Origin of the sequence: Streptomyces sp. NPDC005863 (assembly GCF_042871345.1) — a bacterium.
Lineage (GTDB): Bacteria > Actinomycetota > Actinomycetes > Streptomycetales > Streptomycetaceae > Streptomyces.
The window spans coordinates 848590-871751 of the sequence record NZ_JBIAII010000002.1 but is presented as its reverse complement, the minus strand read 5'-3'; the positions used below and the strand labels follow the sequence as shown (position 1 = coordinate 871751).

24 protein-coding genes are annotated in these 23162 nt (G+C 74.8%); 10 read left to right on the top strand and 14 right to left on the bottom strand.

Annotated elements, in window-relative coordinates:
• Window positions 1-1518 carry an alpha/beta hydrolase gene (locus ACFYO9_RS09815; RefSeq protein WP_358776685.1) on the bottom strand — a complete coding sequence of 506 codons (1518 nt, stop codon included), beginning with the start codon at window positions 1516-1518 and terminating at the stop codon, window positions 1-3.
• A 288-nt stretch (window positions 1519-1806) separates the two neighbouring features.
• Between ACFYO9_RS09815 and ACFYO9_RS09810 the strand changes: the two genes are divergently transcribed.
• Genes ACFYO9_RS09810 through ACFYO9_RS09800 form a run of 3 tightly spaced genes read left to right on the top strand, consistent with a single transcriptional unit; the run spans window position 1807 to window position 3729 of the window.
• Window positions 1807-2046, top strand: a complete 240-nt coding sequence (locus ACFYO9_RS09810) for a DUF6158 family protein (protein ID WP_355817299.1) — start codon at window positions 1807-1809, stop codon at window positions 2044-2046.
• Window positions 2043-2669, top strand: a complete 627-nt coding sequence (locus ACFYO9_RS09805; protein ID WP_358776684.1) for a TIGR03086 family metal-binding protein — start codon at window positions 2043-2045, stop codon at window positions 2667-2669. Before ACFYO9_RS09810 ends, ACFYO9_RS09805 begins: the two co-directional genes overlap by 4 nt.
• A gap of 43 nt (window positions 2670-2712) precedes the next feature.
• The gene (locus ACFYO9_RS09800) at window positions 2713-3729 is read left to right on the top strand and encodes a Ppx/GppA family phosphatase (RefSeq protein ID WP_358776683.1); all 1017 of its coding nucleotides are present in this window, start codon (window positions 2713-2715) and stop codon (window positions 3727-3729) included.
• Between the two features lie 37 nt (window positions 3730-3766).
• Here the strand turns inward: ACFYO9_RS09800 and ACFYO9_RS09795 are convergent, their stop codons facing one another.
• The 9 genes from ACFYO9_RS09795 to ACFYO9_RS09755 form a co-directional block, all read right to left on the bottom strand.
• Window positions 3767-5593 carry a proton-conducting transporter membrane subunit gene (locus ACFYO9_RS09795; RefSeq protein WP_358776682.1) on the bottom strand — a complete coding sequence of 609 codons (1827 nt, stop codon included), beginning with the start codon at window positions 5591-5593 and terminating at the stop codon, window positions 3767-3769.
• On the bottom strand, window positions 5590-5934 hold the full coding sequence (locus ACFYO9_RS09790; protein WP_355817288.1) for an NADH-quinone oxidoreductase subunit K: 345 nt from the start codon (window positions 5932-5934) through the stop codon (window positions 5590-5592). Before ACFYO9_RS09790 ends, ACFYO9_RS09795 begins: the two co-directional genes overlap by 4 nt.
• 56 nt (window positions 5935-5990) lie before the next feature.
• Complete coding sequence (locus ACFYO9_RS09785; RefSeq protein WP_358776681.1) at window positions 5991-6755, bottom strand: MnhB domain-containing protein; 765 nt, start codon at window positions 6753-6755, stop codon at window positions 5991-5993.
• On the bottom strand, window positions 6752-7117 hold the full coding sequence (locus tag ACFYO9_RS09780; RefSeq protein WP_355817284.1) for a DUF4040 domain-containing protein: 366 nt from the start codon (window positions 7115-7117) through the stop codon (window positions 6752-6754). The genes ACFYO9_RS09785 and ACFYO9_RS09780 overlap by 4 nt, the downstream gene beginning before the upstream one ends.
• On the bottom strand, window positions 7114-7416 hold the full coding sequence (locus tag ACFYO9_RS09775) for a monovalent cation/H(+) antiporter subunit G (protein ID WP_355817281.1): 303 nt from the start codon (window positions 7414-7416) through the stop codon (window positions 7114-7116). The genes ACFYO9_RS09780 and ACFYO9_RS09775 overlap by 4 nt, the downstream gene beginning before the upstream one ends.
• Window positions 7417-7419: 3 nt before the next feature.
• Window positions 7420-7674 carry a monovalent cation/H+ antiporter complex subunit F gene (locus ACFYO9_RS09770; protein WP_355817278.1) on the bottom strand — a complete coding sequence of 85 codons (255 nt, stop codon included), beginning with the start codon at window positions 7672-7674 and terminating at the stop codon, window positions 7420-7422.
• Complete coding sequence (locus tag ACFYO9_RS09765) at window positions 7671-8189, bottom strand: Na+/H+ antiporter subunit E (protein WP_355817275.1); 519 nt, start codon at window positions 8187-8189, stop codon at window positions 7671-7673. The genes ACFYO9_RS09770 and ACFYO9_RS09765 overlap by 4 nt, the downstream gene beginning before the upstream one ends.
• A gap of 86 nt (window positions 8190-8275) precedes the next feature.
• Window positions 8276-8710 (bottom strand): CBS domain-containing protein, encoded by a 435-nt coding sequence (locus ACFYO9_RS09760; protein ID WP_355817273.1) that lies wholly within the window; start codon window positions 8708-8710, stop codon window positions 8276-8278.
• 100 nt (window positions 8711-8810) lie between these two features.
• Window positions 8811-10586, bottom strand: coding sequence for a thiamine pyrophosphate-binding protein (locus ACFYO9_RS09755; protein WP_358776680.1), 1776 nt, complete (start codon window positions 10584-10586; stop codon window positions 8811-8813).
• A 247-nt stretch (window positions 10587-10833) separates the two neighbouring features.
• Between ACFYO9_RS09755 and ACFYO9_RS09750 the strand changes: the two genes are divergently transcribed.
• Window positions 10834-11757, top strand: coding sequence for an RNA polymerase sigma factor SigF (locus tag ACFYO9_RS09750; RefSeq protein ID WP_358776679.1), 924 nt, complete (start codon window positions 10834-10836; stop codon window positions 11755-11757).
• Window positions 11758-11801: 44 nt separating this feature from the next.
• Here the strand turns inward: ACFYO9_RS09750 and ACFYO9_RS09745 are convergent, their stop codons facing one another.
• Window positions 11802-12932 (bottom strand): PAS domain-containing protein, encoded by a 1131-nt coding sequence (locus ACFYO9_RS09745; RefSeq protein ID WP_358776678.1) that lies wholly within the window; start codon window positions 12930-12932, stop codon window positions 11802-11804.
• A gap of 73 nt (window positions 12933-13005) precedes the next feature.
• Between ACFYO9_RS09745 and ACFYO9_RS09740 the strand changes: the two genes are divergently transcribed.
• The 3 genes from ACFYO9_RS09740 to ACFYO9_RS09730 all read left to right on the top strand — a co-directional run bounded on the left by ACFYO9_RS09740 (window position 13006) and on the right by ACFYO9_RS09730 (window position 16306).
• Window positions 13006-13713 (top strand): GAF and ANTAR domain-containing protein, encoded by a 708-nt coding sequence (locus tag ACFYO9_RS09740; protein WP_355817266.1) that lies wholly within the window; start codon window positions 13006-13008, stop codon window positions 13711-13713.
• A gap of 284 nt (window positions 13714-13997) precedes the next feature.
• Entirely contained in the window at window positions 13998-15245 is a 1248-nt protein-coding gene (locus ACFYO9_RS09735; RefSeq protein WP_358776677.1) for an aminotransferase class I/II-fold pyridoxal phosphate-dependent enzyme, read from the top strand.
• A complete protein-coding gene (locus ACFYO9_RS09730) occupies window positions 15242-16306 on the top strand; it encodes an MBL fold metallo-hydrolase (RefSeq protein WP_358706804.1) in 1065 nt (354 codons plus the stop codon). Before ACFYO9_RS09735 ends, ACFYO9_RS09730 begins: the two co-directional genes overlap by 4 nt.
• Before the next feature lie 36 nt (window positions 16307-16342).
• On the opposite strand, the gene ACFYO9_RS09725 is transcribed toward ACFYO9_RS09730, so the two are convergent.
• From ACFYO9_RS09725 to ACFYO9_RS09715, 3 genes are all read right to left on the bottom strand, one after another.
• Window positions 16343-17293 (bottom strand): SDR family NAD(P)-dependent oxidoreductase, encoded by a 951-nt coding sequence (locus ACFYO9_RS09725; RefSeq protein WP_358776676.1) that lies wholly within the window; start codon window positions 17291-17293, stop codon window positions 16343-16345.
• Window positions 17294-17453: 160 nt separating this feature from the next.
• Complete coding sequence (locus ACFYO9_RS09720) at window positions 17454-18074, bottom strand: DedA family protein (protein ID WP_355817255.1); 621 nt, start codon at window positions 18072-18074, stop codon at window positions 17454-17456.
• Window positions 18071-18847, bottom strand: a complete 777-nt coding sequence (locus ACFYO9_RS09715) for an MBL fold metallo-hydrolase (protein WP_358776675.1) — start codon at window positions 18845-18847, stop codon at window positions 18071-18073. Before ACFYO9_RS09715 ends, ACFYO9_RS09720 begins: the two co-directional genes overlap by 4 nt.
• An 82-nt stretch (window positions 18848-18929) precedes the next feature.
• Between ACFYO9_RS09715 and ACFYO9_RS09710 the strand changes: the two genes are divergently transcribed.
• From ACFYO9_RS09710 to ACFYO9_RS09700, 3 genes are all read left to right on the top strand, one after another.
• Window positions 18930-19370 carry a hypothetical protein gene (locus ACFYO9_RS09710; RefSeq protein ID WP_358776674.1) on the top strand — a complete coding sequence of 147 codons (441 nt, stop codon included), beginning with the start codon at window positions 18930-18932 and terminating at the stop codon, window positions 19368-19370.
• Between the two features lie 125 nt (window positions 19371-19495).
• Window positions 19496-21637, top strand: coding sequence for a phage holin family protein (locus ACFYO9_RS09705; RefSeq protein ID WP_355817247.1), 2142 nt, complete (start codon window positions 19496-19498; stop codon window positions 21635-21637).
• An 83-nt stretch (window positions 21638-21720) separates the two neighbouring features.
• Window positions 21721-23139 carry an amino acid permease gene (locus ACFYO9_RS09700; RefSeq protein WP_358776673.1) on the top strand — a complete coding sequence of 473 codons (1419 nt, stop codon included), beginning with the start codon at window positions 21721-21723 and terminating at the stop codon, window positions 23137-23139.
• The last annotated feature ends 23 nt before the right edge of the window (window positions 23140-23162 follow it).

The following is a 23162-nucleotide window of genomic DNA, read 5'->3' as shown; positions in this document are numbered from 1 at the left end:
TCAGCCGAAGGCCGGGCGCACCGGCTTCGCAGGCCCGGTGCCGGGCCCGTCGTCCGGCACCGCCCGGCACGTCACGTCCTTGCCCGGCAGCGCGCCCGTCACCAGGTACGACGTCGCGGTGCCCTGCGCGCACCGGTTGGTCGGACCGGGCGCCATGCCGTAGGCGACGCCGTGGCCCTCGCCCTCGTCGACGGTCACCATGCGGGAGCCCTTGAGCGCGCGGTGCATGCTGCGCGCCGCCGTCAGCGGGGTCTGCGAGTCCCACTCGTTCTGCAGGATCAGCGTGCCGACCGTGTTGTCCACCCGGGTGACGGGCTCCACCGGGGCGTCCCAGAACGCGCACGGCGCGATGTTCGAGGCGAAGTCCCCGAACAGCGGGTGGCGCGCGGCGTCCCTGACCGAGTCGCGGAGGTACGTCCCAGGATCGCGCGGCCACGCGGAGTCACCGCACACGACGGCCCACAGCGCCGACGCCCCGTTGTCGGTCTCCTCCTCCGGCGACGTCGGGAACTCGGGGACCGGTTTGCCCGCGGCGGCGTCCCGGAGGAGGGCGACGAGTTCGGCGGCGCTGCGGACCGTGTAGAACTCGCGCCGCAGGACGGCGCGGATGTCGGTGCCGGTGAGCTTGGCGTCACCCACGACGACCGGGTCCCGGTCGGCCCGCTCCACCAACCTCCAGAAGCGGGCGCGCACTTGGGCCGGTGTCCTCCCCAGGTCGTACGTGGCCGAGTGCGCCGCGGTCCACCGCGACCACCGCGCGAACGCCGGCTCCACCTCCGGCGCCCACATCCGGAACATCTCGCGCCACATGCGCTGCGGGTCGATGGCGCTGTCCAGTACGAACCGGTCGGCGCGGCCCGGGAACAGCTGGGTGTAGACGGCGCCGAGGGCCGTCCCGTACGAGACGCCGAAGTAGGAGATCTTCTTCTCTCCGAGCGCGGCCCGCAGGACGTCCATGTCGCGTGCGGTGTTGCGGGTGGTGATGTGCGCCAGCGTGCCGCCCGCCTTCGCCCGGCACTTGTCCGCGGTCGTCCTGACCCGGGCGACGCTCTCGCCGAACGGCCGGAAGGTGCGCGGCCATTGCCGCTCCGCCGTGGTCAGGCCGCAGTTCACCGGTGCGCTGCGGCCGATGCCGCGGGGGTCGAACCCGATGAGGTCGTACCGGTCCGTCACGGACTTCGGCATCTTCTCGGCCAGATACAGCGGCAGATAGAGCCCCGGGCCGCCCGGGCCTCCGGGGTTGGACAGCAGCACACCGCGGCGCTTGCCGGGATCCCCCGCGGCGATCCGGGAAATGGCGAGGTCGATGGTGGCGCCGCCGGGGGAGCGGTAGTCGAGCGGCACCGTGAGGGTGGCGCACCGGAGGCGCGCGGGTATGTCGGCGCCGCACCGCTTCCAGTCGGGTTCCTGGTCCGTGAACCGGGCGAGCGGATGGCCGGGGGCGCCGGCGTGGGCGGCCTGCCGGGGTGTGGCCGAGGCGGGCGTCGCCAGCAGGCCGGGGGCCTGGGTGGCGATCACGCCGAGGGCGAGGAGCGGTAAGAGGAGGCGTCTCGGTGCGCGGTGGGACACGTGGGCGGTCCTTCCGGTCGAATGCGCGTCGGAATTGCTCTGCCGACCGGTGGGACGCGGAAACACCGCCCGCTGCCTGCCCCCGCGCCGCCGCGATTTCCGGACAGGCGAGGCCGTTCGGTACGCGCCGGTCGTACCGTGCGGTGCGCGCGCGGACCCCTCGCGGTGCATCCTGGGTAGTACGGGCCGCACGGGCGCCCCGGGGCAGGGCGACGCACAGAGCGATCGGAGCGATCCATGAACGGAGTCGATCCGGGCCGGCTGGACGACCAGCAGCTCATCAGGGAGCTGGAGACGATCCACCGCACCCGCCACAGCACCCTGCTGCACGGTTCGAACGACGCCCTGCGGACCCACAACGAACGCATGGCGCAACTGGAGGGCGAGTATCTGCGCCGCCATCCGCGCAGGTCGGTGGCGGTCGGACGGACCCGTACGGGAGCGCGCGAGCGGGAGAAGGGAACCCCCGATCCATGAGCAGCGACGAGTCAGGGACGACAGGCGGCGCGGGCACCCCGGGCCGGTCAGGGACACCATCCGTCCTCGACCGGCACGCCGAGGCGCTCGACCTCTTCGCCGAGAGGGTGCACGCCGTCCGGGGCGACCAGTGGGACGCCCCCACGCCGTGCACCGACTGGACCGTGCGCGACCTGGTCGGCCACCTCACGACCGAACAGCTGTGGGTGCCCGCGCTGGTGCGCGACGGCGCCACGACGGAGTCCGTCGGCGACTCCTTCGACGGCGACGTACTCGGCCCCGACCCGGTCGCCTCCTGGGACACGGCGGCCGCCGCGGCGCGCGCCGCCTTCCGGGAGCCGGGCGCACTCGACCGTACCGTCCACCTCTCCTTCGGCGACACCGACGCCACCTTCTACCTCGGCCAGATGATCACCGACCTGACCGTGCACACATGGGACCTCTCCCGCGCGATCGGCGCCGACGAGCGGCTGCCCGGCCCGCTGGTCGACTTCGTACGGGGTGAAGTCGAGCCGCACGCGGCCGAGTTGGAGAAGAGCGGACTCTTCGCACCCGCCGTCGAGCCGCCGCCCGGCGCCGACGCGCAGACGAAACTGCTGAACCTCATGGGGCGCAGGGTGTGACACCGCCCGCTTGCTCCGCGCGCACTGAGGGAACCTGGTGTGCATGAGAGTTGGCGTGGTGGATGTGGGATCGAACACGGTGCGACTGGTCGTCGCGGACGCCGACGGCCAGGTGCCGCTGCCGGTCCACACGGCGAAGAGACGGCTGCGGCTCGCCGAGTACGCGGACGCCCGGGGCCGGCTCGGCGAGGAGCCGGTACGGGCCTTGGTCGACGCCGTGAGCGAGGTGCAGGAGGAGGCCGAACGGTGGGGCGTGGCGGAGCCGTTCGCCTTCGCGACGTCGATCGTGCGGGACGCACCGAACCGGGACGAGGTGCTGGCCGCGGTGGAGTCGGGGGCGGGGGTCCGGCTGCGCACGCTGTCCGGTGAGGCCGAGGCGGAGCTGACGTTCCTCGCCGCCCGGCGGTGGATGGGCTGGCGGGCGGGGCCTTTGGTGCTGTTCGACATCGGCGGCGGCTCCTTGGAGGTGGCCTTCGGCCGCAGCCGCCTGCCCGACTACGCGGCCTCGCTGCCGCTGGGCGCGCGGCGGCTGACGCACGAACTCTTCGACGGGCAGGACCCGCCCCGTGCGGAGCACCTCAAGGCCGTCCGCCGCCAAGTGCGCCACCAGCTGCGGGACGTGGCCGCCCGGATCCGCTGGGAGATGCCGCACACGGCCGTCGCCACCTCGCGCACGTTCCAGCAGCTCGCCCGGTTGTGCGGGGCCGCGCCAGGCCGCCACGGCCCGTTCGTGGAACGGCGGTTGGACCGCCGCGCGCTCGGCGTGGCGCTGAAGGAGCTGGCCGGACTGCCCGCCGAACGCCGCGCCCAGCTGCCGGGGATCTCGGCGGCGCGCGCCGGCCAGTCCGTGGCCGGCGCGGTGGTCGCCCACACGGCCATGAAGCTGACCGGCACCGAGACGCTGACGGTCTGCCCGTGGGCGCTGCGCGAGGGCATCCTGCTGCGCTACATCGAGGACGGCGACGCGGACTGGTGGGCCCGCGAGCACGTGCGCTCCACCGACGCCATCGGCGGCGGCCCGACCTCCCTGCACCTCGCCGGGGCGACGTGCACGACGTGAGGGGACGGCGGTATGGTCACGGCCCCGCCAACGGCCGTCAGTGCAGGGCGAGTACGAGGGTCAGGGTGAGGGCGGCGAGTCCCGCGGCCAGCCAGCTGATGTAGTCGCCGGGGCGCCCCGAGTGCAGCCGCAGCAAGGGGCGCAGGACGCGGTGCGGGCCGAGGCCCGGGCGGCGCACCGCCAGGAGTCCGAGCGCCGCGGCGAGCGTCGCCGAGAGCAGCCCGTACAGCACGCCCTCGCGTGTCCACGCCGTGGGCGGCACCGCGGCGGCGAGGTGCGGCGGTGCGACGCCCCGCACCGCCGCCAGGTACCCGGCGCGGTCGGCGAAGAGCCGCGCGCCGTCCCCCAGGGCGTGCCGCACCGCGGGGACCGTGCCCGCCGCGAGCGAGGCGGCGAGCAGCAGCCGGGGGACGGCGAGCATGGGACGCGGCACCCGCCGCTCCGCCGCCTCGGTGACCTCCGGGTCCTCGCGCGCCCCGCTCATCTCCTCGGCGGGCCCGCGCTCCACCCGTACGCCCGTGCCGAAGAACACGCGCAGACCGGCCCGCAGCACCGCGCCGCCCGTCACCGCGGACACCACCACGAACACGGCGGGCAGCCAGGCGTGTTCCAGTGACGCGGCATGCTCGGTGAGCGACTTGCCGAGCGCCGTCCCGAACGGCGGAAGCCCGGCCAGCGCGAGGCCGCCGACCAGGAACACCGCACCGGTCACCGGGAGTTCGCGCGCCTTGCCGTGCAACTCCCGTTCGTCCACCGAGCCGTAGCGGTCGAGCACGATCCCGGTGAGACCGAACAGGGCCGCGTTGACCCCCGCGTGCCCGGCGACGTACACCGATGTCCCCGCGAGGCCGTCGGCCGTGAGCGGCGCGACACCGATCAGGAGCAGGCCCGCGTGCGCCACCGTGGAGAAGGCGAGCAGGCGTTTCAGATTGCGCTGCTGCCAGCACATCACCGCGCCCAGCAGGGCCGTCACCGTCCCGGCACCGGTCAGCAGCGGCCCGTGCACGGAGGCCGGGAGCCCGCCGGGGCCGCCGAAGGCCACCGAGGAGACGCGGGCCACGCCGTACACGCCGAGCGGCACCATCACCCCGGCCAGCAGCATGTTCACCGGGGTCGGCGCGACCGTGTGGGCGTCGGCGTGCCAGAAGTGGAAGGGCGCGGAGGCGGACTTGACCAGGAGCCCGGTGAGCACCAGCGCGACGGCGCACCCCAGCAGCGCGTCCGGCTTCCGTTCGGCGAGCCGGGCGCCGATCTGCGCGAAGCCCAGCTCACCGGTGCGTGCGTACAGCAGCCCGATGCCGAGCAGCATGCAGCAGCCCGCGAGCGCGTTGAGGATGCCGAAGGTCAACGCGCCCTGCAGCGGCCGGGGATCCTCGATGTGGAAGCCGGTGAGGGCGACCGCAGCGACCCCCATCAGCTCGAAGAAGACGAAGGAGTTGAACAGGTCGCCGGTGAGCGAGAAGCCGCACACGCCCGTCTCGAAGAGCAGCACCAGGGCCGGGAAGACGCCGGGGTGCCCGCGCGGCGGCTCCTCGAAGTACCGCCAGGAGTAGGCGATCACGGCAAGCACCAGCAGGGCGGCGAGCAGCGCGACGCCGATCCCGAACCGGTCGCCGACCAGCACGATGCCGACGCTGCGCCCGTCCCGCGGCCGCCAACCGCCCGCCCACTCGACGACGCGCGAGCCGCCCGAGCCGCCCGTACGAACCCACAGCACGGTGAGATCGACGAGCACGGCCACCGCGAACGCCGCGGCCAGCGCGTCCGTGGCGACGCGCGGCAACCTGCGCCCCGCGAGCACGAGGACGGACGCGCCGAACAGCGGGAGCGCGACCGCGAGGGGAAGGGCGGTGCCAGGGCTCATCCGCGCAGCTCGCCGAGCCGGTCCGGATCGACGGTGCCGCTCCGCTTGCGGACCTGCAGGACCAGCGCGAGCAGCAGCGCGGTCACGGTCGCCCCGACGACGACATCGGTCAGGGCCATCGCCTGCACCACCGGGTCCACCACGGGCGTGTGCACGGACACGTCGGCGAACACGGGGGCGCCGGCGCCGTCCCGGTAGCCGACGCCGAGCAGCAGGACGTACGTGGAGGACTGGGTGACCGACAGACAGCCGACGGTGTGGATCAGGTCCCGGCTGGTCACCATCCCGTACAGCCCGACCAGGAAGATCCACCCGGCGACCAGAAACGGCAGCGTACTCAACGTGCTCCTCCCGAGGTCAATGTGCGCCTCCTGAACTCAACGCGTCCCTCCTGGACTCAGCGTGCTCCTCCCGACCCCTTCTCCGACTCCTGCCCGGCCGACCCCATCTCGTGCGCCTGCTCCAGGAAGTGGGCGAGGAGGACGACGATGCCGGAGCCCACCTCCACGCCGACGGCGACGTTCACGACGGGCACCAGGCCCGCCGACGAGAGCGCTGCGAAGGTGCCGAGCGGCAGCACGTTCTCCAGGTACGCGCCGCCCGCGAGGAGCCCCGCGCAGCCGAGCGCGGCGAACGCCCCGGCGGCGATCGCGTCGGCGGCGTGCAGGGTGGCGAGTGGCCGCACCCGCTTCAACACCCGGTAGTCGGCGGCCAGATAGGCCAGGTGCAGGCCTGTCGCCAGGACGATGCCGCCCTGGAAGCCGCCGCCGGGGGTCAGCTGCACGTGCGCCACGATGTAGCCGCCGACCAGCAGGGTCACCGGCAGCGACAGCGCGCCGAACAGGCCGATGGGCGGGGCCACTTCGAGCCGTTCGGGGTCGTGGGCGCTCTCGTCGCGGGCCCGCCGCAGCAGCACCACCGCGCCGAGCACCGCGGCGAAGAGCAGGGCCTCCTCGCCGAGCGTGTCCAGGCCGCGCTGGTCGAAGGTGACGGAGGCGACGACGTTGGCGGTCCGCTGCTGGAGGGAGGCGGCCACCGCGCGGGTCCCGTAGGGGTGGTGGTCGGTGCCGAAGGGCGGCAGGCGGAAACAGGCCAGGGCGAAGCAGACGGCGAACGCCGCGGCGGAGACGAGGAACAGCAGCGTCCTGACGCGCCGGCTCATGCCCCTCCCTCACCGGGCGCGCGCCCGGAACGGGCGGGATCGGCGGGACCGGGGGCGTCACCGGAGCCGCCACCGCCACGCACCCCCGCCCCGCCGCCCCCGGACCGGCCGCGCCGCCCCGCCGACCTGCGCAACGACCGCGCCGTCAGCAGGATCAGCAGCGGGGTGACCGCCGCGCCCACCGCCAGCTGCGACAGCGCCACGTCGGGGGCGTGCAGCAGCAGGAACAGCAGGGCGAGCAGCAGCCCCAGCAGGGCGAGGACCACCGCCTGGCGCACCGGGTCGCGGGTGAGCACGGCGACGGTCGCGGCCACCGCCACCAGCAACAGCGCGGCGATCAGGGGCAGATCGGAGGGGTTCACCGTGCGTCGTCCTTCCGCGGGACGTCGGCCCTGCGGGCCTGGGCGCGGGCCACCGCCGTCGTCGTGGCCGGACCGCCGAGCGCCGAGAGCAGGGCGAGGAAGAGGAGTTTGAGCGCCGCGCGCCCCGGGCCGGTCTCCACCGCCGCCGCCAGCGCCACCAGCGGCACCCCGACCGAGGCCGCCGGGGCCAGGGCGTGCAGCCGTCCGTACGGACGCTCGAGGACGAGCAGCGCGAGGGCGGAGAACAACAGGACGCCGACGCCGGCCGTCAGCAGCGTCAACGCGCAGGCGTGCCGCACGGATCAGTCCTCCAGAGGCAGGCAGCGGGCGAACACCAGCACCCCGACGGGCCCGAGCACGACGGACACCAGGGCGACGTCCACGTACGAGGAGCGGCCGAAGCCCTCGGCGAGGGCCAGGAACACGGCGGGCGCGCACGTGGAGGCGAGGGCGAGCCCGACGAGCCGCTCGGTCGCGGGACCTCGGCAGGCCACCCACAGCGCGGGCCCGAGGCCGCCGACGAGCAGCACCAGAGCCGCCACGAGCCAGCCGTTCACGACGCCCCGCCCCCGGGTCGCGGCGCGGAGCCGTCCGGGGTGGGCGACGGCGGCCCCTCGTCGGCGTCCGCCGACAGGACCCGCTCGATCCGTGACGGCGTTCCGTCGAGGGCGCGCACCCGCATCTCCCTGTCGTCCGCGTCCAGCACGTAGGCCCCCGGAGTCGAGGAGAGCAGCGTGGCCGCCCGCGCGGGCCCGACCCCCGGGCGCAGCCGCACCGTCCGGAAACCGCCGCGCTCCGGGCGCCCCCGCAGCGCCCGTACCACCGCGGCCACCAGGTCGACCAGCTCCGCGACACAGGTGACCGGCCAGACGCGGAGCGCCGCCAGACACCGTCCGAGGCCGTCGACCCGCACCCCGGAGACGCGCCGCACGCCCCGGGCGGCCAGCGCGCCGAGCACGGCGAGACCGGCGCCGACGGCCAGTTCGAGGAGGGAGAGCGGACCGATGAGGATCACGTAGAGGGCGAGCAACAGGACCGCCCAGAGCAGCACTTCACGACCGACCGACCGCATGTCACCGTTCCCTCGCGTCACCGTCCAGCCTTTGTACGGGCCTTCCGTGCCCGGGCGGGGCAGCGACACGGCGCGCCCCCTCGCGCTCAGGGCCGGCCCGGCCCTGCGTCCGGGGCGGCGCGGCTGATGTCCGCCAGAGCCGAGGACGGGTCCTGGGCGAGCGCCAGATCACCGAGGCTCACCATCCCCACCGGGTGGCCGTCCTCGACGACGGGCAGCCGGCGCACCGCGTGGTCGCGCATCAGACCGACCGCCTCCGACACCGCGTCGTCGGGGGCCACGACGACGGGGTTCGGCGTGCAGACGGCCTGCGCGCTGACCGTCAGCGGATCGGCGCCGTCGGCCACGGCCCGCAGCGCGATGTCCCGGTCGGTGAGCACACCGAGCACGTGCCCGTCGGTGGCGACCAACACGTCGCCGATGTCCTGCGCGCGCATCAGCTGCGCCGCCTCGACGAGGGAAGCGTCGGGGCGTACCGCCACGACGCCCGGCGTCATGACGTCCCTCACGAATTCAGCCATGGCCGAGCCCCTTCCTGCCTGCGTCCGTCGTACGTTCGTCGTGGTGATGTCGGCGCGTACCCCTGCGTCAACGGCCTATGCCTCGGCCGGTGGCGGAGGTTCAGTGCCCGTCGCTCTCCCGCGCGCCGCCGTCGTCACCCGGCCGGCCCACGCCCGGCAGGAACTCCTGCACCTTCGCCTTCAACCCCTGCCGCACCGCCGCCACCGCGTCCGCGTCCCCCGTGAGGAGCGCGGCCGCCGCGGACTCCACCTGCTCCCACGTCGCGTGCGGCGGGAGCGGCGGCACCGCGGGATCGGTGCGGAACTCCACCAGCGCGGGGCCCGGCGCGTCGAGTCCCGCCCGCCAGGCGGCGGCGACGTCCTCGGGGCGGTCCACCCGGAGGCCGGTCAGGCCGAGCGAGCGGGCGAACTCCGCGTAGGGCACGTCGGGCGCGTCGTTCCACACGCCCACGACGAGCCGCGCATCGTCCCAGTCGTGGCGGTGCCCGGCGACGGCGACGAGCTCCGCCAGGCCGGCCCTGCGCATCGCACCGTCGCCCACCAGGGCAAGGACGGGCCGGTCGGGATGCGCGAACTTCGCCCCGATCGCGTACGGCACCGCGCAGCCCGGCACCGCGAGCGTGCCCGACAGCGAGGCGCGCATGGCACCGCGCAGCCTCAGATGGCGCGCGTACCAGGTCGCCACCGGGCCCGTGTCGCAGGTGATGACCGCGTCGTCGGGCAGCAGCGGGTCCAGGGCGCGCGCCACGTGCTCCGGGTGGAGGGGGTCGGCGTCGAGTCCGGCCCGGTGGGCGAGGACCGCGTCCCAGCGCCTGGCGCCGGCACAGATCTCGTCGTACCACTCGCGGCTGACGGAGCGGCGCTCCTCGTCGATCAGCGGGATCAGGGCGCGCAACGTCGCCCGCGCGTCGCCGACGACATCCTCCTCGTACGGGTACGCGTACGGGTAACGCGCCCCGCCCACCTGCGCGTCGAGGTCGATCCGCACGGAGTGCGCCTTGCCCGGCTCCGGCAGGAAGTCCGGGTGGGGGTGGCCGGCCCCGATGGTCAGGAGTGTGTCGCAGTCGCGCATCAGCTCATAGCCGGGGCGGGTGCCCGAGGGGCCGAGCACGCCGGTGACGTACGGAAGCTCGTCGCTCAGCACGTCCTTGCCGAGCAGCGTCTTCGCCACGCCCGCACCCAGGAGTTCGGCGAGTTCCTCGACCTCGGCGCGCGCTCCCGCCGCGCCGGGGCCGACGAGGAGCGCGGCCCGCTCACCGGCGTTGAGGACCTTCGCGACCCGCCGCAGCGCGTCCGGCGAGGGCAGGGGTGTCCGGGTGTCGGCGGGGGCCGTGGCGGGCGCGTGCCCGGGGAGGGAGTGGTCCGGCTCCTGGTGGTCTCCCGGGAGGATCACCACCGTGGGGCAGCGGCGTGCGTACGCGGTGGTGATCGCCCGGTCGATGGCGTCCGGCAGCCGCTCGGGCGCCGTCACCGTCTCCACGAACTCGCCCGCCACGTCCTCGAAGAGGGTGTGCGGCTCGGACTCCGGACGGTACGCGCCGCCCGGCGCGGCGTGGCCCGTACGACCGACGAGGGCGAGGACCGGCACACGGTCGGCCTTCGCGTCGTACAGACCCGCAAGGAGGTGGGCGGCGCCGGGGCCCCACCCCGCCACGCACACCCCGAGCCGGTCACCGGACTTGGCGTACCCCACCGCTTCGAGCGCGGCCGCCTCCTCGTGCCGTGCCCGCACCAGGCCCGGCAGCTCCCCGGCCCCGCCCCACGCGGCGAGCAGACCGTCGACATCGTCGACTCCGTCGCCCGGACAGCCGAAGACCCGCTCGACGCCCCGGGCGCGCAGGCTTTCCAGGACGTGGTCGACGACCTTGACACTCATGACGGGAAACCTCCGGGCGGCGCGGGAGAGACGGATCAGTCCGGGTGTCCCGGGCAACCGGCGGGAAACCTCGGGGCGTTTGTCGCGGAGAGCCGGGGGCAGGCGGAAGAGAGTGCTTCGGACCGGAGGCACGTCCGTGGGAGTGACCGCGTCACTCCTCCCGGGTGTGCCCCGTCGTGGTCCGACGCGCACGCGCTCCCACGGTGACCGTCCACCCAAGGCACCCACGAGGGAGTTGCGACGCACCATGCGATCCCACACCAGCACGGCAGTACCCCCCAGGACGTCCGGCACCACCGTGGTGACGAGGACGACCGCCCCCACGGCCCCCACCGGGACGGCCCGCACCGCGGCCCCCGCGCGCGCGGCGGCCGGCGCCGCGCTCCCCGCGCGGACCAAGCGTCACCCGCACGACGACGCCCCCGACACCGTGGAGGCCTTCGAGCGCCTCGTCGACCTGACGCCCGGCGCCGAACGGGACGCCCTGCGCAAGGAGATCGTCCAGGCCTGGCTCCCCATGGCCGAGCGCCTCGCCGGCCGGTTCCGCAACCGCGGCGAGGCCCTCGACGACCTGCGCCAGGTGGCGGCCCTCGGCCTGGTGAAGGCCGTCGACCGCTACGACCCCCGGCGCGGCACCGCCTTCGAGAGCTACGCCGTGCCCACCATCACCGGTGAGATCAAGCGGCACTTCCGCGACCACATGTGGACCCTGCACGTGCCGCGCCGCGTCCAGGACCTGCGCAACCGGGTGCGGTTCGCGCGCCAGGACCTCTCCCAGACCGCCTCCGGGCACGTCCCGACCGTCGCCGAGATCGCCGAGCACGCGCAGATGAGCGAGGAGGACGCGAAGGCCGGCCTGGAGGCCCTGGACAGCTTCACCGCGCTCTCCCTCGACGCCGAACTCCCGGGCAGCGAGGACGGCTACTCGCTGAGCGACGCCCTGGGCGGACCCGACCACGCGCTCGACATCGTCGTCGACCGCGAGGCCGTCAAGCCCCGTATCGCCCAGCTGCCCGAGCGCGAACGCACCATCCTCTACATGCGGTTCTTCGGTGACATGACGCAGAGCCGCATCGCCGACGAGATGGGCATCTCGCAGATGCACGTCTCACGGCTCATCAGCCGCTGCTGCGACCGGCTGCGTGACCAGGTCATGCGGGACGCCGCCTGACGCCCGGGCGTGCACCGGGGCGCCCCGGCCCCGCGGAGCCCGGCTCAGGACGTGGCGGCGCCGCGCCGCATGGCGAGCGCCATGTGCCGGGACATCACGTCGACGGCCCGCGCCTCCGCCATCGAGAAGGCGAGGCGCGGGCCGCTGCGGAAGAGCGTGAGGACGCCCTCCACCGGCCCGTGCCGGTGGGCGGTCAGCGGCACGCACAGCAGGGAGGTGACCTCGGCGCGCACCAGGACGTGAGCGCCGGACGCGTCCCTGCCGAAGGCGTCCGGGTCCTCCGGGCGCACCTGCAACGAGGCCGCCCCGCCGCGCGCCGCCTCCACGACGAGGGGGCACGCGGCGGGGTCCTGCGTCAGGACGTCGTCGGCCGGCCCGTCCCGCGGGCCGAGGACCGTCACGCGCCGCAGCCGCGCCGCGCCCTCGTCGGCGATCACCCAGTCGGCGAACCGCCCGTGCAGCACCGCCGCCGCCCGTTCGAGGACGCCCGCGCGGTCACCGGCGGGCGCGGTGAGCAGGGCCGCCGTCATCGCGTCGGCGAGGTCGAGCTGCGCGGCGTGCCGGGTCGCATCGGCCAGGTCGGGGGCGGGGCCGGGGGCGCTCCGCAGCCGCTCGGCGCGCTCACCCGACGGCTGCAGCACGACGAGCACCGCGGTGCGCGGCTCGGCGCCGGGGCGCAGCGCCGTGAGCGTGGCGCGCACCGGGGTGCCGGGGCTCCGCTGGAGATGGACGTTGAGGCTCCGGTCGCCCTCGCCGCGGGCGACCGCCGCGGTCTGCGAACGGAAGGCGACCCGGTCGGCGTGGACCAGGAACCCGGCGAGCGGCCGGCCCGTCGCGTACCCGGCGCGGACCCCGGTGAGACCGGTCGCGGCGAAGTTCATCCGCCGGACCACGGTCTCCCTGTCCATCAGCGCCACCGGCAGCGGCATCCGCTGGAACAGCGCCCGCAGCAGCCGCTGCTCGTCCCGGTCCGATGTGGCGTTGTCCCACTGTCCGTTGACCGCGAGGCGTTCGTACGTGGGCCACAACTGGTCGGCGACGTGGTCGAGTTCGAAGAGCGCCGCGTCGAGCACCGTGCTGAGGTCGCCCGTGGGGACGGAGCGGGCCGACTTCAACTCGGCGATACGACGCACAAAATCCGCGAGGTCTTCACCGAACTCCTCCAAGTGGGGCATGGGTCGAACCTAACGGCTGCGACCGTTTTCCGGAGGCCTTGCCGGGAAGCCGAAGAAGAGAGGAGGAGACGCCATGGCTCCCTTGCCGGATCCGGACCTGCTGCGACCTGAATCGTCCCTGCCCGGCCGCAGGCTGTCCGAACTCGCCGAACAGGCCGTCCGCTGCACGCCCGCCTGCTGCGGCGCCGGCACGACCGTTTCCGACCTGGGCGGTGAGCACCCCGCCGCGGTCACCCACCCCGACCTCGCCGGTCTCCTCGCGGTGCAGCTGCGCTCGGGCGACGGGCCGGTCCCCGCCGCGGAGGAGAGCGGCACGGAGGTCGGCTCCGAGGACCTGCTGCGGGACCAACGGTGGCCCGAGTACCGGGCGCTGGCCCTCGACTCCGGCGTACGGTCCTGCGTCACCCTGCCGTTCCTGCGCGGCGGCCTCACCGTCACCCTGACCCTGTTCAGCTTCCACCCGGGCGCCTTCGACGACACCCGGTACGGGCCCGCGCAGGCCCTCGGCTCCTTCGCCACCACGAGTTTCGTCCGCGACCGGCACTACCGCGCCGCGCTGACCGAGCTGGACCAGCTCGGCGCGGCCCTGCGGACCCGGCCCGTCGTGGACCAGGCGTCGGGGATCGTCATGCACGTCCTCGGCTGCGACGCCGACGTCGCGTTCGGGGTGCTGCGGCGGATCTCCCAGGCCACCAACCGCAAGCTCGCGGACGTCGCGGCCGCGCTGGTCGAGACGAAGGGGCGCGGCCTGGAACGCGAGCTGGTCTCCCTGGGGCGCTGAGAACGCCGAGGCGGCCGCACGGGGGCAGCGCTTCAGGGCCCGGACCGGTCGGAAACGACCAGGTCCGGGCCCTTTCCGTGCCCGCTCCACCGGCCGCGTGGTCCCGCGGAACGCTCACCCGGGCGGGGGCCAGCGCGGGCGCGCGGGGAGGCGCCGCGTTGTGATGGGCAGGTACGGCGATGTCCCGGCGGTCCCTGTCCGGGCGGTCCCTGTCCCGGCGGTCCCGGGTACGCACCGGCACACGGGGCATGAGGACACCGTCACACGAGTGCACGGAGGTACGGATGAGGCGGACGGACACGGAGGGCCACGGCCCCGTCCGGTACGGGCCGCCCGCGCCGGAGCCCGGCCTCCCGGTGCTGCCCGAGGTGGCGGCGGCCGCCGCCGCGGTCGCGGGCCGCTCCGCGGGCGAGCCCCCGGGCGGCGGCCCCGCACTCCTGGCCGCCGCAAGCGGCTACTGGGACCGGCGCGGCCTGCCCGTCGAGCGCGACCGCACCGCCGCCGCGCCCGGCGCCCCGCCCCTGCTGCTCGCCATCGGTGCGGCGCTCGGCGGCGACGTCCTGCTGCCCCGGCCCTGCCCCGCCTGGTGGGAGCCGCAGGCGCGGCTGCTCGGCAGCGCGGTCTACCACGTGCCGACCCCGGCGGAGTGCGGCGGCGTCCCCGACCCGTACGCCCTCCTGGAGACTGTCCGCCGGGTCCGCGCCGAGGGCGGCCGCCCCCGGCTCCTGGTGCTCTCCGTGGCCGACGACCCCACCGCCACCGTGCCGCCCCCCGAAGTGCTGCACGAGGCCGTGGAGGCGGCCGCCGACGAGGGTCTGCACGTCGTCAGCGACGAGACCTGGCGCGACACCCTGCACCACCCCCACGACACCGTCCTCGTCGGCCCCGCTGAGATGGACCCCGAGCGGGTGACCGTCCTGTGCGACCTCGCCGGGTCGCTGCTCCCGCCGGCCCTGCCCGCCGCAGTCGCCCGCTTCCCCGCCACCGACGCGGGCGCCGCCCTGCGCGCCCGCACCCTCGACGTCCTCACCGCGCTCGGCGCGACCCTCGCCGCCCCGGCCGCGGCAGCGGCGGTGTACGCGCTCGGCGAGCCGGAGGAGATCACCGGGAGGCTCACCGCCGCCGTCCGCCTGCACGCGCGCGTGGCCTCCGCCGCGCACCGCGCGCTGCTCGGCGCGGGCGTCCTGGCCCGGCCCCCGCAGGCGGGCCGCCACCTGTACGCGGACCTCGGCCCCCTGCGCTCGGTGCTCGCCGCGCGCGGCGTCGGTGACGGGCAGGACCTGGAGGAGTTCCTCACCGCCCGGCTCGGCATGCCCGCGCCCGGCGGCCACCGCTTCGGCGACGACATCGACGCCCTGCGCGTACGACTGTCCACGGGACCGCTCCTCGGCACGACTCAGGCGGAGCGCCTGGCGTCGCTCGCCGCGCCGGACCCGCTGGAACTTCCGCACGTACAGCGGGCGTTGAGCGCCTTTGCCGTCGCCTTCGACGACCTCCGCGCAGCAGCCGAGCGAAGGGAGCCTCCTCGATGACCCAGCAGGCAGAGCCGCAGGAAGACGGCCGGCTGGCCCACGTGCCCGGCGTACCTGACGTATCCGCCCTGTCCGATGCGCCCGACGTGTCGACCGCACCCGCACCGCCGCGCCCGCCCCGTGGCGCCCGCGTGTGGCCCAGGTCCTTCGCCGACCGGCTCACCGCGCCCCTGCCCGGGCTGCGCGGACTCGCCAGGTTCGCGCGCGAGGGCGCGCTGCGGCCGCGTGCCGAAGGCCTCGCCGACGTCCGGCGGCTGCCCTTCGACCCCGGCCCGCTGCCGCGTGTCGACCCCCGCACCGTCGCCGTCACCTGGGCGGGGCACGCCAGTTGGGTCCTCCGCGTCGGCGGCCTCACCGTGCTCACGGACCCCGTCTGGTCCCGCAAGATCCTCGGCACCCCGGCCCGTGTCACCCCAGTCGGCGTCGCCTGGAGCGCGCTGCCGCCCGTCGACGCGGTCGTCATCAGCCACAACCACTACGACCACTTGGACGCGCCGACGCTGAACCGCCTACCCAGGGACACCCCGGTCTTCGTGCCCGCCGGCCTCGCACGCTGGTTCACCCGGCGCCGCTTCACCCACGTCACCGAGCTCGACTGGTGGGAGAGCGCCGAACTGCGCGGTGTGCGCTTGGACTTCGTGCCCGCCCACCACTGGTCGAAGCGGTCACTCCTCGACACCTGCCGGACGCTGTGGGGCGGTTGGGTGCTCACCGACGCGCAGGGCCAACGGGTCTACTTCGCGGGCGACACCGGGTACGGCCACTGGTTCGAGCGGATCGGCGCCCGCTACCCCGGCATCGATCTCGCGCTCCTGCCGATCGGCGCGTACGAGCCGCGCTGGTGGCTCAGGGACGTCCACTGCGACCCGGAGGAGGCCGTCCGCGCGGCGACCGACCTGGGCGCGCGCCGGATGGCGCCGATGCACTGGGGCACGTTCCTGCTCTCGGCCGAGCCCGTGCTCGAACCGCTCACCCGGGTGCGGGCGGCCTGGGAGCGGACGGGACGCCCCCGCGAGGATCTGTGGGACCTGCCGGTGGGGGCGTCGCGGGTACTTGCGTGAGCGAACGGGTACGTGCGTGGGCGGCGGGCCCGCTCTCTACCGGAACCCTAGATGCGGGTCCCCACCGGTCAGTTCGGCGCTGGCCGCCCACAGGCGGGCGGCGACGGCCGTGTCCCGCATGTGCTCGGGGACGGGCTCGCACCGCGGCAGACCTCGCAGCCCGAAGACCCTCGGCCCCCACAGCTGGCCCCCCTCGGCCTCGGGGTCGAGCACGGCGCGGACGACCGGCCAGGCCCCGGCGTCCTTGCCCTGCACCATGAGCCCGGCGGGCGCGGCCCGCAGCCGGGCGCCGGGGGAGACCTGGTGGACCGGTGGGCGGGCGGGCGTGAGGGAGTCCAGCGCGCCGCCGGGGTGGGCCACCAGACTGAGCACCGTGCTCCCGGCGGCGCGCAGCCGGCGGTCGAGTTCGAAGCCGAAGTGCATCTGCGCCAGCTTCGACCGGCCGTAGGTGCGCTTGGGGCGGTAGTCCCCGGCCGACTGCAGATCGTCGAGGTCGAGGCGTTCGGAGCGCGCCGCGAAGCTCCCCACCGTCACGACGCGGGCGGCCGGGGCGGCGCGCAGGAGGGGCGCGAGCCATCCGGTGAGGGCGAAGTGGCCCAGGTGGTTGGTGCCGAACATCAGCTCGTGTCCGTCCTTCGTCTCGCGGCGCGGCGGATCGTCGAGCGCGACGCCCGCGTTGTGGACGACCGCGTCGAGCCGGTCGAGGCCGAGCCGGTCCACGGAACCCTTCAGGGACGTCAGGTCGGCGAGGTCGAGGCGGAGGTGGCGCACCCGCGCGCCGGGCACCCGCGAGCGGATCGAGGCCATGGCCGCCTCGGCCTTCGCGTCGTCCCGGCTGCCGAGCACGACGACGGCGCCGGTGCCGGCGAGCTGCTCGGCGGTGAAGTAGCCGATCCCGGCGTTGCCCCCGGTGACGAGGAACACGCGCTCCCGGGCGGACGGCAACCGGTCTACGTCCCACGGTCGGTGGCGGGCTATGGACGACATGGTGGAGGACTCCTCGTACTCGTTCGGCGTGCCGGGTGCCCGGACGGAACACCCACACCCCCAAGATCACAGCCGCCACCGACAGACGACCGACAGGTCCGGAAAGCCACCGACAGACACCCGACACCGCGCACAGGACCGCGGAGTCCGACGAGCGGCGCTAGTGCGCCGGCGCCCTCCGTACCTTGCGCCACACCGAAGGCGCCACGCTGATCAGGACCGTCAGGACGATCGCCACCGCGACGCCCTCCCACGGTTCCTTGAAGAGGGAGCCGCCGAGGATGCCGATGAGCTGGTACGTGACCGCCCACGCCAGGCACGCCGGGATGTCGCCGCGGGCGAACTGACGCAGCGGCATCTTCGCCATCAGGCAGGCCAGCATCACCGGGATCCGGCCGGCCGGAACGAGCCGCGACAGCACCAGGACCATCACACCGTGGTCCTTCAGCTTGGCCTGCGCCTGCGCCAGCCGCTCCTCCGGCGCCCGGTCCCGGATCGCCGCCAGCCAGCGCGACCCGTTCTTCGACCGCATGCCGCGCCGACCCAGCCAGTACAGGGCGACGTCCCCGAGGAACGCCGCGAACGCCGCCACACCGAAGACCAGGAGCAGCGAGAAGGGCGCCGTCTGATGGACGGCGACCACCGCCGCCGAACTGACCAGCGCGCCCGTCGGCACCACCGGGACCAGCGCGCCGATCACCACGAGCAGGAACAGCGAGGGATAGCCGAGCGCCTGCTGGGTGCCCTCCGTCGGCACCTTCGCGACCGTGTCGAGTATCACCTGGCCACCTCCGGCAGCACGCTCTCCCCGTGCGTGAGCCGGTGCACCGTCACCCCGGCGGCGAGCCGGGCCGCCTGCCGGACGAACTCATGGCCCGGGGCGTGGAATTCGTGGGGACGCACCGCGTCCATGCCGATCGGCCAGTACGTTCCGTAGTGCACCGGGACCGCGCTGCGCGGCGCGATCCTGGCCAGCGCCTCCGCGGCCCGGCCCGCGTCCAGATGCCCCTGGCCCAGGTAGGGGCCCCAGCCGCCGACCGGCAGCAGCGCCACGTCGACGTCGCCGACCTCGTCGGCCATCCCTTCGAACAACCCGGTGTCCCCGGCGAAGTACGTGCGCGCCTCGCCCGCCACGACGAAGCCGAGGGCGGGCGAACGGTGCGGGCCCACGGGCAGCCGCCGCCCGTCGTGCAGCGCGGACACCACCCGTACGACGACATCGCCGACCGGGACCTCGTCGCCCGGCGCGACCTCGGTGAAGCGCAGGTGCGGCAGTCTGCGGGCCAGACCGGGCACGGCACGCGCCGCCCCGCGCGGGACCAGCGCACGGGTGCCCGGCGCGAGCCGGGCGAGCGAGGGCACGTGGAGGTGGTCGGCGTGCAGATGCGACAGGAGCACCACGTCGGCGACGGCCGCGTCCGGCGGCGGCAGCGCGCCTCTGCGCCGGCGCAGATGGGCGAGGCGACGGGCGAACAGAGGGTCGGTCAGTACGCGGACACCCGAGTCCTCGACCGTGCAAGTGGCATGACCCCACCATGTGACCTCGACGGGCACCCGGTTCCTCCTTCGTGCGACTGTCTCCGAGCCTACGGCCAGGAGTAGGGTCGGCGGCCTACGCCGAGGGTGAGGGGACGCCATGGGAGATGTCGTGAGGGCCGGTGCCGGCACCGCGGTCGGCGCCCTGCGCGTCGCCGCCATCGCCAGCCTGACGCCCCTGGCCGAGCTCGACGCCGACCCCTTCCTGGTCGACTCGCGCAGCCAGCACGCGATGTGCGCGCGCTGGGCGGCCGAGCAGGGCTACGTGATCACCCGCGAACTCGTCGTACGGGGGCTGCGCGCCGACCACGCCATGCTGTGGGGCGACGTCGACGCGGGCCTCGTGGACCTCTTCGTGGTGCCGAGCCGCAGGGTCCTGGAGCGGGCGCTGCGGTCGGCGGACGAGTTCACCACGGAGTGCGCGCGGCGCGGGGTGCGGGTCGAGACGGCGGGGCTCGCCGAGCCCGCGTACGACTCACAGATGAAGGCACGCGTGCACCGGCGCCTCTCGATGCCGACGGCGGGGTACGACGGCCGCTGACCGGGACCCCTTGCCGGGGCCGTGCTCCCGCCCCCACTCCGCGCCCGGTACCGCTCCGCGCCGGGGCGCTCGACGGGTATGACACGCTGGTCTCCGGTTGCGGGGGAAACGTGAAGGGGCGCGGCGTGGGGCGAGAGCGATGGCGGAGACTCGGCAGCGCGCTGTGGCGCGTGGCCGCCGTATGGGCCGTCAGCACGCTCACGATGCTCGTGCTCGCCGGCATCCTGCCGGACTTCAAGCTCCAGGCGGACTCCGGCGACAGCGCCACCCGCATCGCGATGACCGCCGCCCTCGGCGCCGGCGCCTTCGGCCTGCTGTCCGTCCTGGTCTGGCCACTGCTCGTACGGGCCCTGCTGCTCGTGCCCGCCCTCGTCCTCGGACTGCTCGCCTTCTTCCTCAACGGGTCGCTGTTCCTGCTCGCCCTGAGCCTCATCCCGGAGGGCCGCGGGGAGGCGGGCGCCGAGACCGCCGTGGTCGTGGCCGCCGTGATGTCCGCCGTCGCCTCGGCCACCGGCGGCGCCCTCGCCGTACGGGACGACGACGCCTACCGGCGACGGCTGTACCGCCTCGCCGACCGCCGCCGCCGGCGCGGCCCCGACGGCAGCCCGGGCCCCACCACGCCCGGCACCGTGTTCATCCAGCTCGACGGCGTCGGCCACGACGTGCTGACCTCGGCCGTCGACCGGGACGTCATGCCCACCGTCGCGCGCTGGCTGGGCAAGGGGCCGACGGGAACCGCCTCGCACCGCCTCACCCCCTGGCGCACCGACTGGTCCAGCCAGACCGGCGCCAGCCAGCTCGGCATCCTGCACGGCTCCAACCACGACGTGCCCGCGTTCCGCTGGTACGAGAAGGACACCGGCGAGGTCATGGTCAGCAACCGGCCCGCCTCCGCCGCCGAACTGCAGCGCAGGGCCGTGGAACGGACCGGTGACGGCGGGCTCCTCACCGTCGACGGCGCCAGCCGCGGCAACCTCTTCAGCGGCGGTGCCGAACAGCTCGCCCTCGTCCTGTCCATCGCCGCCCGCCGCGGCAGGGAGAACCGCTCCCGGGCCGGGTACTTCGCGTACTTCTGCGACCCCGCCAACGCCGTCCGTACCGCCCTCTCCTTCGTCGCCGAGGTCTTCCGCGAGATCGGCGAGTCCACCGGCGCCCGGCTGAAGCGGCGCCGCCCGCGCGTCGGCCGCGGCGGTCTGTACCCCTTTATCCGGGCCTTCGCGACCGTCGTCGAGCGCGATGTCGTGGTCGCCGCCGTCATCGGGGACATGCTCGCCGGGCGCAGCGCGGTCTACGCCGACCTCGTCGCGTACGACGAGGTGGCGCACCACTCCGGGCCGGCCGGCAAGGACGTCGACAAGGTCCTGCGCCGCCTCGACCGCTCGCTCGCGCTCCTCGACCAGGTCGCCGACCACGCGCCGCGCGCCTACCGGATCGTGGTGCTCTCCGACCATGGACAGAGCCCGGGCGAAACGTTCCGCGCCCGCTACGGCCTCACCCTCGGCGACCTGGTCCGGGCCGGCTGCGGGCTGCCCGTGCCGCGCAAGGCGCAGCGCACGCACAGCGGGGCCGAGGCCCGCTCCGCGGTGCGCGCCGCGCTGCGCCGGCCCGTCGAGGAGGCCGCCGACCAGCACCGCCCGGCCCGCGGCGCCGAACCGGTCGTGCTGGCCTCCGGCAACCTCGGGCTCGTGTCCTTCCCCGACGTGCCGCACCGCCTGACCCGCGAGGAGATCGACCTGCGCCACCCGGCGCTGCTCGCCACCCTCGCCAACCATCCGGGCATCGGCTTCCTGCTCGTCCGCAGCGCGGAGCGCGGACCTCTCGTGCTCGGGGCGCGCGGTGCCGAGGTCCACCTGGACGAGGACCCCGCCGACCTCGGGCCGCTCGCCGACTTCGGGCCCGGCGCCGCGGACACCGTGCGCCGCACCGACGGCTTCCCGCACGTCGCCGACATCATGGTCAACTCCTGGTACGACCCGGAGGAGGGCGAGGTCCTCGCCTTCGAGGAGCAGATCGGCTCGCACGGCGGCCTCGGCGGCGCGCAGGCCCGCCCCTTCCTGCTGTCGCCGCTCGTGCTCGGCGACCCGGCGCCGGACGGCACCGAACCGGTCGGCGCCGAACAGGTCCACCGGGTGCTGCGGCGCTGGCTGGGGGAGGACCTGGGACCGCAGATCCCCGTGGCCGTACCGGCGAACGATTCCCTGTTCGAGCCGCCCGCCGACACAGCTTTTGCGGCCCCCGACCGTGCGGCGCAGGACAATACGCGCTGATTTGAAGCAGCGCCCGGCGTGCCCGACCATGTCTTGCGCCCGGCGATCCCGGGCGCCGGGCACGACGAGAGGCGCACCACCCCATGCACGACACCGGAACCGTTGCACCGTCGGCTCCGGCCCCCGACCAGCAGGAATCCGGGGCATCCGGGGAATCCGGGACATCCGCGCCACCCAGCAAGCACGCCCGGCGCTTTGGGCTGCCGATCGCCACCTGTCTGGTGATGGGGAACATCATCGGCGGCGGCATCTTCCTGCTGCCGGCGTCCGTCGCCCCGTTCGGCACCATCAGCCTCGTCGCCTTCGGCGTCCTGACCGCCGGGGCCATCGCCCTCGCGCTCGTCTTCGGCCGGCTCGCCGAACGCGACCCGCGCACCGGCGGTCCCTACGTCTACGCCCGCGCCGCCTTCGGCGACTTCGCCGGGTTCCTCGCCGCCTGGTCGTACTGGATCACCACCTGGGTCTCGAACGCGGCCCTGGCCGTCGCCGCCGTCGGCTACCTCGACGTCCTGCTGCCCGTCGGCGACCACAAGTGGACGTCCTGCCTGGCCGCCCTGGTCCTGCAACTCCTGCCCGCCCTCGCCAACTTCGCGGGCACCCGGTACGTCGGCGCCGTCCAGCTCGTCGCCACCGTACTGAAGTTCCTGCCGCTGCTGCTCGTCGCCGTCGGCGGGCTCTTCTCCTTCGACAGCGCCAACCTCGGCCCCTTCCAGGCGAGCGACGACAGCCCGACGGGCGCGGTCTCGGCCGCCGCCGCGATCCTGCTCTTCTCCTACCTCGGCGTCGAGTCGGCGGCCGTCAGCGCCGGTGAGGTGCGCGACCCGCGGCGCAACGTCGGACGCGCCACCATCCTCGGCACCCTGGGCGCCGCCCTCGTCTACCTCCTGGGCACGCTCGCCGTCTTCGGGACGGTCGCGCACGACAAGCTGGTGGGCTCCACCGCGCCCTTCTCCGACGCCGTCGACGCGATGTTCGGCGGCTCCTGGGGTGGCACCGCGGTCGCCGTCGCCGCGCTCGTCTCGATGGTCGGCGCCCTCAACGGCTGGACGCTGCTCTCCGCGCAGACGCCGTACGCCGCCGCCCAGGACGGGCTGTTCCCGAGCGCGTTCGGGAAGAAGAAGCGCGGGGTGCCGACCGTCGGCGTCCTCGTCACCGTCGTCCTCGCCTCGCTGCTCACCGTCTACAACTACACGGCGGGCTCCGGCGGGGTCTTCGAGTCGCTGGTCCTCATCACCACGTTCACGGCGACCGTCCCCTACCTCCTCGCCACCGCCGCGCAGATCTACTTCCTGGTCTCCGGGCAGCGCGAGCGCGTCGTGCGCGGGCGCCTGGTGCGGGACGGGGTGCTCGCGGGCGTGGCGTTCGCGTTCTCCATGTGGCTGGTCGCGGGCTCCGGCTACGCGGCCGTCTACCAGGGCGTGCTGTTCCTCTTCGTGGGCGTGCTCGTGTACGCGTGGATGGCGGCCCGCAAGCAGCGGGCCGCCACCGTGCCGAACGACTGAACCGGTCCTCTTCACCGCCGTCC